The sequence below is a fragment of the Terribacillus saccharophilus genome, assembly GCF_046592895.1.
Classification (GTDB): Bacteria; Bacillota; Bacilli; order Bacillales; family Amphibacillaceae; genus Terribacillus; species Terribacillus saccharophilus_D.
Genome location: NZ_JAWVPU010000004.1, coordinates 267,793 through 281,230 on the forward strand (window position 1 = coordinate 267,793; position 13,438 = coordinate 281,230).

At 44.7% G+C, this 13,438-nt stretch carries 14 protein-coding genes and 1 pseudogene; 1 reads left to right on the plus strand and 14 read right to left on the minus strand.

Annotated features, from left to right (window positions below):
• The first annotated feature begins 3 nt into the window (after positions 1-3).
• Positions 4-744: a glucose 1-dehydrogenase gene (locus SFC66_RS14120; protein WP_411219380.1), complete on the plus strand. Its 741-nt coding sequence runs from the start codon at positions 4-6 to the stop codon at positions 742-744.
• Between the two features lie 127 nt (positions 745-871).
• On the opposite strand, the gene SFC66_RS14125 is transcribed toward SFC66_RS14120, so the two are convergent.
• The 14 genes and pseudogenes from SFC66_RS14125 to SFC66_RS14190 all read right to left on the minus strand — a co-directional run bounded on the left by SFC66_RS14125 (position 872) and on the right by SFC66_RS14190 (position 13,271).
• Positions 872-1,657, minus strand: a complete 786-nt coding sequence (locus SFC66_RS14125) for a glucose 1-dehydrogenase (RefSeq protein ID WP_411219381.1) — start codon at positions 1,655-1,657, stop codon at positions 872-874.
• Positions 1,658-1,673: 16 nt separating this feature from the next.
• Entirely contained in the window at positions 1,674-2,534 is an 861-nt protein-coding gene (locus SFC66_RS14130; RefSeq protein WP_411219382.1) for a GRP family sugar transporter, read from the minus strand.
• A gap of 91 nt (positions 2,535-2,625) precedes the next feature.
• A complete protein-coding gene (gene cydC / locus SFC66_RS14135; RefSeq protein WP_411219383.1) occupies positions 2,626-4,359 on the minus strand; it encodes a thiol reductant ABC exporter subunit CydC in 1,734 nt (577 codons plus the stop codon).
• Positions 4,346-6,067, minus strand: coding sequence for a thiol reductant ABC exporter subunit CydD (gene cydD, locus SFC66_RS14140; RefSeq protein ID WP_411219384.1), 1,722 nt, complete (start codon positions 6,065-6,067; stop codon positions 4,346-4,348). The genes cydC and cydD overlap by 14 nt, the downstream gene beginning before the upstream one ends.
• Complete coding sequence (gene cydB, locus SFC66_RS14145; RefSeq protein ID WP_411219385.1) at positions 6,067-7,083, minus strand: cytochrome d ubiquinol oxidase subunit II; 1,017 nt, start codon at positions 7,081-7,083, stop codon at positions 6,067-6,069. The genes cydD and cydB overlap by 1 nt, the downstream gene beginning before the upstream one ends.
• Positions 7,070-8,470: a cytochrome ubiquinol oxidase subunit I gene (locus SFC66_RS14150; protein WP_411219386.1), complete on the minus strand. Its 1,401-nt coding sequence runs from the start codon at positions 8,468-8,470 to the stop codon at positions 7,070-7,072. Before SFC66_RS14150 ends, cydB begins: the two co-directional genes overlap by 14 nt.
• Before the next feature lie 214 nt (positions 8,471-8,684).
• Positions 8,685-9,227, minus strand: a complete 543-nt coding sequence (locus SFC66_RS14155) for a hypothetical protein (RefSeq protein ID WP_411219387.1) — start codon at positions 9,225-9,227, stop codon at positions 8,685-8,687.
• 12 nt (positions 9,228-9,239) lie between these two features.
• The gene (locus tag SFC66_RS14160) at positions 9,240-9,710 is read right to left on the minus strand and encodes a GNAT family N-acetyltransferase (RefSeq protein WP_411219388.1); all 471 of its coding nucleotides are present in this window, start codon (positions 9,708-9,710) and stop codon (positions 9,240-9,242) included.
• A gap of 11 nt (positions 9,711-9,721) precedes the next feature.
• A complete protein-coding gene (locus tag SFC66_RS14165) occupies positions 9,722-9,901 on the minus strand; it encodes a DUF4177 domain-containing protein (protein ID WP_411219389.1) in 180 nt (59 codons plus the stop codon).
• Positions 9,902-9,959: 58 nt separating this feature from the next.
• A pseudogene (locus tag SFC66_RS14170) lies at positions 9,960-10,100 on the minus strand (GNAT family N-acetyltransferase); the annotation flags it as partial.
• A gap of 96 nt (positions 10,101-10,196) precedes the next feature.
• Positions 10,197-10,916 (minus strand): hypothetical protein, encoded by a 720-nt coding sequence (locus SFC66_RS14175; RefSeq protein WP_411219390.1) that lies wholly within the window; start codon positions 10,914-10,916, stop codon positions 10,197-10,199.
• A gap of 88 nt (positions 10,917-11,004) precedes the next feature.
• Positions 11,005-11,871 carry a GAF domain-containing protein gene (locus SFC66_RS14180; protein ID WP_411219391.1) on the minus strand — a complete coding sequence of 289 codons (867 nt, stop codon included), beginning with the start codon at positions 11,869-11,871 and terminating at the stop codon, positions 11,005-11,007.
• Positions 11,872-12,012: 141 nt separating this feature from the next.
• Positions 12,013-12,153 carry a hypothetical protein gene (locus tag SFC66_RS14185; protein WP_411219392.1) on the minus strand — a complete coding sequence of 47 codons (141 nt, stop codon included), beginning with the start codon at positions 12,151-12,153 and terminating at the stop codon, positions 12,013-12,015.
• Positions 12,154-12,272: 119 nt separating this feature from the next.
• Positions 12,273-13,271 carry an acrylyl-CoA reductase family protein gene (locus tag SFC66_RS14190; protein WP_411219393.1) on the minus strand — a complete coding sequence of 333 codons (999 nt, stop codon included), beginning with the start codon at positions 13,269-13,271 and terminating at the stop codon, positions 12,273-12,275.
• Positions 13,272-13,438 lie beyond the last annotated feature (167 nt).

The window sequence follows — 13,438 nt, forward strand, 5'->3', positions numbered from 1 at the left end:
AAAATGGATTTCACAAATAAAGTTGCCGTAGTAACCGGTGCTGGAAATGGAATCGGAAAAGCCGTGGCACTTGCTTATGCAGCTGCAGGAGCAAAAGTGGCTGCCGTCGATTTGGATCAGGCTGCTGTCGAGCGGACAGTGAAGGAAATGGATGGTGAAGGACTTGCCCTCCAAGCCGATATGCGCCTTCATAAAGAAGTGACCAATTTCATGGAACAAATTTTCGACCATTTTGGTCAGATAGATATTTTGATCAACAATGCTGGTGTCAGTGCATTCAAAAATATGTTTGAGTTATCTGTCGAGGAATGGGACTCTATCATCAATACAAACTTACGCGGTACTTTCCTTGCCAGCAGGGAAGCAGCAGGTTATATGAAAAATAGCGGAAAAGGCGGCTCGATCGTTAATATTGCTTCCACTCGTGCGACCATGTCCGAGCCGGACACGGAAGCATATGCTGCGACAAAAGGCGGGATTACATCTCTTACTCATGCAATGGCAATGTCACTTCAGCAAGATTTCATTACAGTGAATAGCATCAGCCCTGGCTGGATCGAAACAGCAGAATATGACAGCCTTCGCCCTGTCGATCATGATCAGCATCCATCCAAACGAGTCGGGACACCATCTGATATCGCAAGAGCTTGCCTCTTCCTTACATCTGCGGAGAATAATTTCATCAACGGGGAAAATCTTGTTGTGGACGGCGGTATGACGCGTAAAATGATATATGAACACTAAAGAATAGCTTGTTACGTGTTCAGCCTACTCTTGCATAGATTATTAATTAAAAACCCGGACTATACTGCAAATCTTGATATGCAGTATAGTCCGGGTTTTCATCTAACTAAAGTATTTTTGTCTCCGTCTATCCTCTTCCAGCTTGGAAAGCTGGGTACTTGGTCATGCCGCCATCTGCGAATAAGGTGATTCCAGTCACGTAGCTCGATTCATCAGAAGCGAGCCAGGCAGCTACCGCAGCAATTTCTTCCGGCTTTCCGATGTACCCCATCGGAATCATGCTTTCCACATCCGCTTTCTGCTTGGGATCGGCAAATTTCTCCGCATTGATCGGTGTGTTTATTGCTCCCGGACCAATATTGTTAACACGAATGTGCTTTGGAGCATATTCCAGTGCCAAGGTTTCCGTCAACAGCTTTACACCACCTTTGCTAGCTGCATAATGAGCGAACAATGGCCAAGGGATCACTTCATGCACGCTAGACATATTTATGATATTTCCTCTGACATTGTTTTCGACAAAATACTTTAATGCTTCCCGCGAGCCTAAGAACGCTCCGGTCAGGTTTGTTCCGATGACTCGGTCCCAATCTTTCAGCGATAGTTCATGAGAAGGAACAGCATTTTCCACCCCAGCATTATTGATCATGATATCCAGTTTTCCGAAGCTATCGATAGCTGTCCGAACAAGCTTTCCTACATCTTCTTCCTTCATTACATTTCCCTGTACCGCTACTGCATCACTGCCGTTTTCCTTGATTGTCTGCACTACCTCTTGTGCCTTGTCACCATTATTGTAATAATTCACGACAACTTTGGCACCTTCCTGGCCGAAGCGCAATGCCATTGCCCGTCCCAAACCAGTAGATGAACCGGTGATCACAACTACTTTTCCTTGCAGACTTGGATACATACGTAAATCTCCTTTTTCATGATTTTGTATAGCCTAAGAGAAACCCAGCAATAACAATCAGGATAATACCGATACTGATGCTGATCAGCTGTCCCCTCGTTTTCTTCTCACCTAAAATGAATATACCGCCGAGTGTGGATATGACGATGCCCATCTGGGACAAGGAGAAGCTCGTTGCTACCCCAACTCGGGGCTGTGAGAGGAAGAGAAACATATTTCCAGCAGCCCATATCACACCAGGAATGATATTTTTGATTGTGTAAAAATCGTATGGTTTATATTTCACTGTGAGAATGAGACCGCCTACTACCATGCCAACTGCTTGCGGAAAGAGTGCAGTCCATCCATCGACTCCAAACAGCCTGGCAATGACAACATAAACAAGATAGCCGACTGTCGAAATGGCAATGAATAGTAACCCTTTTCGAAAAGCGCCCTTATCCGCGTCATCCTTCAGCTCACCCTTAGCTCGTCTGGATGTTAATATTGCTCCTGCAATAATCAGTAATAATGCCAGTATCCCTAGTATGACGGCACTGGCTGTACTCCATTCTCCAAATACAATCACACCGAACAAGGAGGTGGAAACAAGCTGAGCTCCGGTCGAGATTGGCATTGTCCTTGAGACACCGATTGCATGAACACTTTTCAGCTGGAATGTTTGACCAAGCGACCAAAACACCCCGGAAAGCAATCCAATCAAGAAGATGAAACCATTCAATTCTGGCCGTACAAATAAATATAAGACGACGGAAAGCAGCAGAGCACCGATCGTAGTACCGAGGATTTGATGATAAGGGGTTCCGCCAAGCTTGACATTGAATAATACAATACTGCCCCAAAACAATGCCGGCAGGACGGCAAGAAGAATATCCATCACGTCACTCCATTTAAATTGTGCTTATCCGTAGTATGAAGAGCACGCTGCAACTTTATACAAAAAAAATCCAAAGCAAGGAAGCTTTGGATTAAGAATGCTGAAAGACCCCAGGGCGATCCAGCTCATATAATTTTCGGTAATGCGAGGATTCCTGAAGCAATTGCGCATGCGTCCCGCGCATCTTCACCCTTCCTTCTTCCAGGAAGATGATTTCATCCATTTGTTCCATCCCGACAAGATGGTGCGTCACCCAAAGTAAACTTTTATCGATAAGACTTTCGAAAATCGTCTCCAGCAGGTCACGTTCCGTAATCGGATCAAGTCCTACAGTCGGTTCATCCAGCATGACGATCGGTGTATCCTGTAACAGGACACGTGCCAGCGCGATTCGCTGACGCTCACCGCCAGAGAAGCGTTGACCCGTTTCCTGCATCGATGTTTGATATCCTTCGGGCTGGCTGGCTACCAAATCATGCAGCTTGACTTGTCTCATGACGTCTTTCACTTCTGTTTCTGTTGCTGATTCATTTGCCAGAAGCAGGTTATTAGCGACACTTGTGTAAAAGAGATAAGGATTTTGATTCAGCACGGATATGAGCTTCGTCATATCCGGACGAATCGATGCCGCTTCGTACCCATTCACTCGGACAGCACCCGCATCTGGCGCAAGCATTCCTTGCAGCAGTTTGAGCAGTGTCGATTTACCGGCACCACTTTTTCCGATGATAGCTATTTTCTTACCTTGCGATAGATCCAGTGACAAATCCTCGATCACGTTTTCCTGTTCCTCATAGCTGAAATTCACATTTTCCACTGTCAGATGGACATCCTTCAAGGAACCTTCATAAGAAACTTCTTCGGTCGCCTTCTCCTGATCCGCTTCGAGCATCGTCACACGGTTCAGCGATTCCTCGTAGCGCGGATACTTCTCCACAGCATTCGAAACAGGCAGGATCGCCTCGGAAAGAGGGATGATGACAAGAACAAAAGCAGCAATGAAAACACCGGCAATCCTTTCATCCGCAAATAGGGTCACGCCGAATGCGAGCATCGTGACCAGCATGGCAGCAACGATCACCTGACCGATGAATTCACGATAATAAGACCAGTTTTTCGACCGCTTATCAGCTCTATCCTGCGTTTCCTGACGTTTGAAAAAGCGGCTGAAAAACTTATGTTTCTGTCCGCTCAGCACCCAATCATGAATGCCAAGGAAACCATCTGTTACATATTGATACAATGCATCTTTATCCTTTTTGTACGCCTGATTCACCGAACGCATATGCAATAGGGAGAAAATCGGCATCACAACGACGAGAACGAAGAAGTAGATCGCCATCAGCACAGCAAAGCCCAAATCGAAAAATCCCAGGGCGCAAATGCTGATGACATAGAGAAGCACTGCAGAAGCAGTCGGCAGCACTGTGCGCAGATACAAATCTTGCAAGCTCTCGATGTCTTCTGCCAATATACCGAGCACTTCACCTGTTTTCATCGATTTGCTTGTGGCTGCTTTTGGTTCAACCAGATGATAAAGCCTAGTCCGCATTTTTGCCAGCACACGGAGGATGAAATCATGGCTGACGAGTCGTTCGGAGTACCGGAACACTGAACGCCCAAGCCCGAACGCCCGGACGAGGACAATCGGTACATAGACGAGCAGGATATTTTCCGGCCGAAGCGACGATTTTGAAATCAAATAGCCTGATGTGAACATCAATGCCGCAGCTGATCCGACTGTCAGCATACTAAGCAGCAGTATGGTCAACATGCGATATTTATATCGTTTTACATATGGCATGATCCAGTCACGATGCTTCATGATTATCCCCCATTTGAGCTTTCAGCAAACGGACGTACAAACCGTCATTTGCCATCAGTTGTTCATGTGTGCCGTACTCAGTGATCCGTCCGTTGTTCATTACGACAATCACATCCATTTCCTGCATCCAGTGCAGTCGGTGTGATGCAAAGAACAGCAATTTATCGGAAGCGAGCTCTTCGATTACTTCTTTCAATTCATATTCTGTTTCAATATCAAGCTGTGCTGTCGGTTCATCCAACAGGACAATCGGACGATCGCTCAAAAATGCCCTTGCCAGCACTACACGCTGCGCCTGGCCGCCGCTCAGAGACCTGGCACCTTCGCCAATCAGCGTATCGGACCCTGCAGGCAGCTTATCGACAACTTGCCGCAGACCAGCATGGTCGATTGCATTTTCCACTTGTTCATCTGTTGCATTTGGTGCATAAAAACGTACATTATCTTTGACACTGCCTTGGAATATGAACGGATGCTGCGGTATATAAGCAGTTTGTTTCTGCCACATATCCGCTGTGAAATCCACAGGCTCGCCGTTCACTTCTGCCTGCCCGGCAGCTGGGTCGATGAAGCCGCTGAGCAAATCGATGAAAGTAGATTTACCAGCACCACTTGCACCAATCAGACCGACTTTTTGATTTCCTTTTATGCGCAAATTCAACTCAGACAATGCAGTTCGATCATTTTCGTAAGCAACCGCCATATCTTTCAGAACAAGCTCGCTGTCATGTTGCCACACGACCGCTTCTTTACCTTCATGCTTTTCTTTTGCTAACTTGATGACAGCAAGCATCTGATCACCAGCGTCTTTCCCATCTAATGTTGCGTGATAATCATTACCAACTTCGCGGATAGGAAGGAAATATTCCGGTGCCAATAGCAGGATCATCAAGGCAGGTTCAAGCAGAAGCGTTCCATCAATCAACCGCAAACCAAGTGTCACGGCAACAAACGCAATCGCAAGCTGTGTGAATAAATCCAACGCGAATGTGGAAAGAAACGCGATCCGCAATGTACCAAGCGTTGATTTCCGATACTGACCGCTCACCTTCTCGATCGTATCGCCATGTTCTTTGCTGCGGCCGAGGAATTTCAACGTTTCCAGGCCTCTCAATGAATCAACAAAGTGATTGGAAAGCATACGGTATGCTTTCCACTGACTGTCCATTTTCTTCTGGGCAGCCAAACCGAGCAGAATCATGAACGCGATCAGAATCGGGATGGTAACCAATAAAATGATTGCCGAGATATCGTCATATAGCCAAATATAAACCAGCACCAGCCATGGTGTGATCATATTGGAAACAAGCTTCGGCAAAAACAGCTCCAAATAATCGCGCAGCTTACCTGCTCCCTCCAACAAGAAAGTGACCAGATTCCCGGTGCCTTCCTGTTTTGTATAGCGAGGTCCAAGCTTGAACACACTTTCCAAAAATGCCTTGCGCATATCTTCGACAGTTGCTTCAGCAAAGCGGAAGCACACCTTTTTGATGATCAGCTGTAATAATTGCCTAGCAAGAAAGGCTGCTATAAAGCAGCCTATCAAAGGGAGTTGAGATGTGAAACTTTGACCATGGAATAGGTGCGTGATGGCCTCCGCCAGCCATTTCGCCTGAAAGATAATGGCTATAGCTTGCGCAAGCGTCAATGCGGAGAGCACTAGCAGCACCGTTTTTATTCCTTTGTAAGCCATTAAATTTCTGCCCATTAGTATTCCATATGCTCCTTGTGATCTACACGTTTACGGAAAACGTAGTAGCTCCAGATTTGATAACCTAACACGAATGGCAGCAATGCCAAACTTAGATAGGTGATGACTTTCAATGAATAATGTCCTGAAGACGCTGTTTGCACAGTCAAGCTATACGCTTCACTGACTGAACTGATCATTACCCGTGGGAACAGTCCGATAAACACAGACGATATCAACAAGATCATGATCAAGCCAGACATCAAGAATGCCCAGCCATCACGTTTACGAGTGATGAAGTAGCCAGACGCGATATAAACGAGAATACCGACCATGAACAGATACTCTAAAATATTCCCATGAACGGCGAACATATCTGTTTTAAAGAACGTCATGCCAAGGAATGCAACCAATAAAATCGCATTGATCGGCAGCAAGTTTTTCGCTACTTTACGGCAGCGTTCCCGCAAAGTATCCATCAAACGTAGTGTGCCGAAAATCAGGCCATGCCATACACAAAGCATGGTGAGTGTCACACCGCCAAGAACTGTATACACATTGATGACATCGGACACTCCGGCATGGAGAATCATATTCTCATCAATTGGCACACCTTGGATCAAAGCAGTGAACATGATACCGAATGTTAGCGGCGGAATGATACTGCCAAACAGAATCACCCAGTCCCATGTTTTACGCCAAGTCGGGTGATCCGCTTTACCACGGAACTCGAACGCAACACCGCGCCCGATCAATCCGAACAAGATGAACGCAAAGCAGAGATAAAAACCGCTCAGCATGGATGCATACCAGTTAGGAAAAGCGGCGAACATCGCACCGATCGCTGTGATCAGCCACACTTCATTGGCATCCCAGTATGGACCGATCGAATTGATGAACGCGCGTCTTTCCAAATCGTCCTTCGCTACGAACTTACTTGCAATCCCAACACCGAAGTCGAAGCCTTCCAAGAAGAAGAAGCCAACGAACAAAACAGCAACGAGAATGAACCAGAATTCATTAAGAGAAAGCATGTTGACCCTCCTTCGTGAATGGATCTGCAATCGGATCTGTCTCTTCGATATCGTGATGCGGTCCTTTTTTGATTTCGCGTACAATCAGCGTAATCATGACCACAAACAGAATTACATATAAAGCAGAGAAAGTGATAAGGGAGAATAATACCTCTCCTGCTGTCACACCAGCACTGACTGCATCTTCTGTTTTCATATATCCGAATACGACCCATGGCTGGCGACCGATTTCAGTCATGATCCAGCCGGTAGAGCTTCCGATGAATGGGAAGCTGATCGCAATGACCATCAAACGCAGATACCATTTACTATTGATAAGTTTTTTACGTGCATACAGATATGCACCCCAGATTGTTAATACAGCGATTGCTCCGCCTAGTCCCGCCATGATACGGAAACTCCAGAATGCTGTTTTAACAGGCGGAATATAATTTCCTGGACCATATAGATCTTCATATCGTTCCTGAAGGGTATTCATACCTTCCACAGAACCCTTGAACTCCCCATAAGATAAGAAGCTCAATGCATATGGAATCTTAAGCTCAGCTGTATTTTCTTTTGCGTCTGTGTCAATATTCGCTAAAACAGTCCAAGGAGCCGGATCCGCACTATCATCCCATAGCCCTTCACTAGCAGCCATTTTCATCGGCTGTGTTTCCACTAGATAAAGCGCTTGTTCGTGACCGGACAACGCAATACCGATACCGCTGATCAAACCGACGACGATCGCTACTTTGAACGATCCTTTATAAAACGCTACATGTTTCTTACGAAGCAAGGCAATCGCACTGATACCTGTAATGAACAATGCACCAGTGGCGAATGATCCGAACAGCGTATGCGGGAATTCCACCCAAAGCTGACCATTTGACAGGATAGCTAGAAAATCATTCATTTCAAGTCTGCCATGCTGCAATACTTCCCCTACCGGGTGCTGCATGAATGAGTTTGCAGACAGAATGAAAAACGCTGAAAACATCGTACCGAGAGATACTAACCAAATACATAATGCGTGTACCCATTTCGGCAGACGATCCCAGCCGAAGATCCACAGACCAAGGAAAGTGGATTCCATGAAAAATGCTAGTAAAGCTTCTATAGCAAGCGGCGCACCGAAGACATCCCCAACGAAACGGGAATATTCCGACCAGTTCATCCCAAATTGGAATTCCTGCAGGATACCGGTGACAACACCGACTGCGAAGTTGATCAGGAATATATGTCCCCAGAACTTTGCCATTTTTTTGTACTTATCATCTTTTTTGACAACATACAATGTTTCCATGATTGCAATGATGAATGCCAATCCTATGCTCAAAGGAACGAATAGGAAGTGGAACAATGTCGTTGATGCAAATTGGATACGTGAAAGTTCTACAACATCCATTTTGCCGCCTTCTTTCTTTAAATGATTTACCGGATAGTATGTGAAATATGTCACATGCTCCTGTTACATTTAGTATACTCCTGCTTTCCCATTTAGGATTGTGAAATATTGAACAAATTGTGGCGTAATCGTCACAGCTTTGTTAACAAACAAAAAAATCCCTTGGTACAGGGATTTTTAAGTAGTTACTACTATGCTTTTTTGCATTGCTTCGTCATGTATTCGTCAATAAGTCCTTGATTGCATGTGATGCCTCAGCTGGTAATCCGAGCATGAGTGCTTGCTTCAAGCATTCTCGATCCGCCAAGCCACCCTTGAGGAAATAGTCCTCCATCAAAGCTCGTTTCGCTTCCTTGCCGGGGAGCAGCCAATACATCACATACCACGCTTCCATACTGCTAAGCGGAAGCAAGCCGGCATGAGTCTCTGCTTTTTCAATTGTAAATCGCATCTCAAACCGATCAGCTTCATGTGCGATAGCAAATCCCGTCATCAAATCCACTTGCAATCGATCAGCCAGCGTGAAAGTGGTACATGCTTCCGTTAGGAAACGACCTTGTGCAGGTTTGTCTTCAAAGGCAGTCGCATAACTCCGAATCACTTCATGGGCGCTGGCAAATATCTTTGATTCAACTAAAATGTCAACATCACTCGGAATGACAGGCAGACCTTTCAGCGACAATAATAATGACCCACCGATGGTATACGGGATATCGTTAGCTTCCAATACATTCAAAACAGCTTTGAAATGCAACATGCCACCTTCTTTTTAGAGATCTTTTATATACCAAACGTCGCATGCGTAATGTTCTGTTTCACTTAGTGGCTTGTCCATCCGTTGAAAACCGTGCTTTGCATAAAAACGATTTGCAGCTGTCATATTACTCAACGTCTCCAAATAACAGCGGTTGTAGTGTTGGCTGGCAAAAGCCAGGGCCGTATCCAGTAGTTCATTGGCGATTCCTGTGCCGCGCGTATCTTCCGCTGCATACATCTTTTGCAGCTCACAAGTTTCTGGATGTCCTGCAACAGGACCAATTCCGCAGCCAGCAACAACTTCCCCTTCTTGTTCCACAACCCAATACATGGATCGCGGCTGCTGATATAAAGTATAAAAACGCCCTAAATCCGGATCACTCCATGCAGTACCAGGTTTGTCGGCACCAAATTCCTTCAAGCAAGTCCGAATCAGCTGCTCGATGGGCTGATTGTCTTTTTCTTCTATTTTCCTGATGATCATGTGAGCACCTCTTATGCTTCTTTTTCGAAAATCAGCTCGATACTGAGAGCCATCCCGTCATAACCAGGTATCGGGTTCATGCTATGTAAACGCCAGCCTTTTTGTGCATATTCCTGTACTACTTCCCGGTAGTCTTTTTTCATCTTACCTGATAATTTCATCTCAATTTTTTCAAAGGCATATGTCATCATATTTGTTTCCCCCTTTGTAATCTTACTAACTAATACGAAAACGCCCGAAAAAAGTTCCCTACAATCTTTTCATCAAATAATACTGGGAGTGCCCTGCTGGATGATCTTCCACCTTGCCGAAGACAGTATACCCATGTTTTTGGTAAAATGCAGGAGCCTGAAAACTGAAGCTGTCCAATTTGATTAGTCTTACATCATTTTGTATGGCATAGTTTTTAAGCTTCCGCTAACAGTTTTGCACCAGCAGGGTATCCTTATGATTATAAACGAGCATTTTCTTCATTTAGATTCCTCCTTATTTTACCATCACCCAGATGATTGTATATAGGATACAAGGAATTCCAAAATACAGGAACATCGGCAGTTTGCCTTCCTCTTGCATTTGCCCTTTGATGGCATGGTAGATGATTCCGCCAGAAACAAATGCATACAGACTCGAAATAGCGGCTGCACTGAGGGAAAAGCTTGTACCAAGCAGCCATCCTCCGAATACACCTCCAATGAGCAGCCATCTTCCTATTCTCCTGAAGAAGTGAGGGCTCTCCTGGGATAATTGCAAATCTGATGAAAAAAAGTAAATAGCCAAGGCAGCAAAATAAAAAATCGTTTCCTGAACGTTTCCTATTTGTCCGTGCAGCAGAAGATAACCAGTGATCACATTAAATAGGATGTAATAAACAACAGGAATAGCCGCGCGCACATGCAGTCGAGGATTTTCCTGTTTATAAGTTTTTTGCACCATCTCCAAGCCGTAATTGAGCAGCAAACCTAGCATGGCTACAATAAAACCATGACTGTTCAGCATATCCACGAAATCGCTGGAAGTGGATTTCTCCACTGTTTCCTGTGTCGTACTAAGATTAGGCAGTGTAATGGAAAATACATAAGCGATCGTTATGCCGCCCGAAACGGCGCGCATCCGGTAGCGTACCCCAGAAGGAATGCGATCAAAAAATGCTGATAAAAAATGAATCACTGCAAATAAGCAAACAAATAAAAAACTGATCACCAGCATGATTTCCTTCCTTTCAATCAAATGCTATTCCTTAACCTTTCCTTCCAAATCCTAAACAAAAAAACCAGACAATCGTGATTGTCCGGTTTTATACTGTATCTCGTTTTTCCAATGAAAAGCCTATTTTGTGAAGCGCTCGCTCAAGGTTCGCTTCGATCACAATATCTTTCAGCTGCATTTGTAATGATAAAGCTTTTAAGGCAAGATCAGGGTGGAAGCCAGTCAAAATGGGCGTCACACCGATAAGTTTCAATAAAGAGGCTATCTTCAAAAGCGAACTGCTGACAACATGATTGATTTGTGAAATCCCTGACAAGTCGATGACGAGGTAATCCAAGTTTAACTCCTGGCTTTTTTGAAGTGATAGCTGGATGATTTTTTCTGCTCTGTCTTCATTGATGAAACCGATAACCGGAAGAACGGCAACTCCCGATGTGATTGGAACAAATGGTGCGGATAAGTTTTGAATCTGTTTGTTGGCATTATCTAGTTCCAGCACGAAGGTCAGCAGGGAAGCCATCGTTTCAAACAGGCGTACATGCTCTTCTGTGAACGAAAAGGATTTAGAATCCAGCCCGCAAATCGTCCCATAATTCTCTCCGTTTTCGTAATAAATGGGAATTCCGATAAAACAGCCTTCTCCTAAATCTTTAGCCACATCAAGTGATTGGGATAACTCACTTTTCTCTAAATCCGGGATGATCAATATATCCCTTCCATGGTCGACACTGAGTTTGCACAAAGTCTCATTAAAAGGCAGCTTCTCCCCTTCTTGAAGCAAAACTTGGTCTTGATTGATGACTTTGATGATTTCATTTTGGACTTTATCATTTTTGGCGATGAATAGTGTATTGATTTTCACGAACTCACTGATGATATCGAGCACACCTTGAGCTGCATCATCAAAGTTGTTAAAAAAACTTACACTTTTCTTCATATCTGTAACTGTTTTCATTTCCCTGTACCTTTCTTGCTAAGCATGATTCGAATACCTTGTATTTACCCTCATTATCTCAAGTTAAACATAGTTTCAAAGAAAGAATAGTAAATTGGTCATATAAAAAAAGCGCGCCGCTGAAGCAGCACGCCTTTATATTCAATTGGCTTTTTTAAATTTTTCCGTTTGAGTTTCCGCTATATTCGTAAATTGCTGTCCGTCTTGTTTGACCATTTTCAACCAAGCAGCAAAACAGCCGACGACACAAAACGCTGCAAACACAATCAATAGATAAATCATATAGTGCACCTCACATAGATATTTACCTATGATTATGTCATGTACAGCACGCAAACGGAATCAATTTGTGAGCAAGTTCACAAACCTTTCAAATTTAACTGCCACATAATCGTCACAGTTTATTGACCGATGCGAACAAGATACCTTCCGCGGGCATGTCCCTTCAGCAGCTTAGGCAAAGCCTCCGGCAGCTGCTCCAGCGTCAGTTCCTCAATGACGAATCGTTCCAAATCACCTGGATTGAAAGCAGTGGCCAGCTGCATCCACACTTTTTCCCGAATAGGTTTTGGACAGTAAACGGAATCGATTCCAAGCAGATTGATGCCCCGTAAAATGAACGGGAAAACGCTAGTCGGCACTTTGCCTCCAGCAGTCAAGCCGCTTACAGCGGCAGATCCATTATACTTAAGCTGGCTAAGTACACTTGCCAGCGGCTCCCCGCCTACCGGATCGACTGCAGCCGCCCATCTTTGACCGGCAAGCTGCTTTAAGTTTCCATCGTAGACTTCGTCCCGGGAAATGATGCGTGCTGCTCCAAGATCTTTCAAATAATCATGCTCTGCTTGTTTACCGGTACTCGCCTCTACTTCAAACCCCAGTTTATAAAGGATGGCTACTGCAAAACTGCCTACTCCTCCGGTTGCACCAGTAACCAGTACTGGCCCGTTTTCTTTGTTCAAACCATTTTCCAATAGGCGCTGCACGGAAAGGGCAGCAGTGAAACCTGCGGTGCCTATGATCATCGCTTCCCTCGTAGTCATCCTGTCCGGAAGCGGTACGATATAATCTGCAGGCACTTTGGCATACTCACTGTATCCTCCGTGACGTGACACCCCGATCTCATAACTTGTGGCGATAACAAGGTCGCCAGGCTTGTAACGTTCGTCCTCTGATGAAACCACTTCCCCAGCTAAATCAATTCCCGGCACAATCGGGTAAGATTTCACAACATTCCCGTTTGGAATCGTTGCCAGACTGTCTTTATAGTTGACTCCTGAATAGTGGACCTTTATCAGCACTTCTCCTTCTGGCAGCTCGTCTACCGTCAGATCTTTCAGCTGTACGGAAAAATCCTCATCTTGTTTATCTGCAACTAATGCTTTGAATGAATCCTTCATTTGCATAACCCTCCTACTAACTATATATCCATACTAGTCTTTTTCATAATCAGACACAATTTATGCGCATTTCCTTCAGAATAACTTTACCAATTACAATTACCCTTCCTGCATCTTTCGCCAAACCGGAAGTTATTCCTTATAATCTTGTCAAGTAATATGGCAAG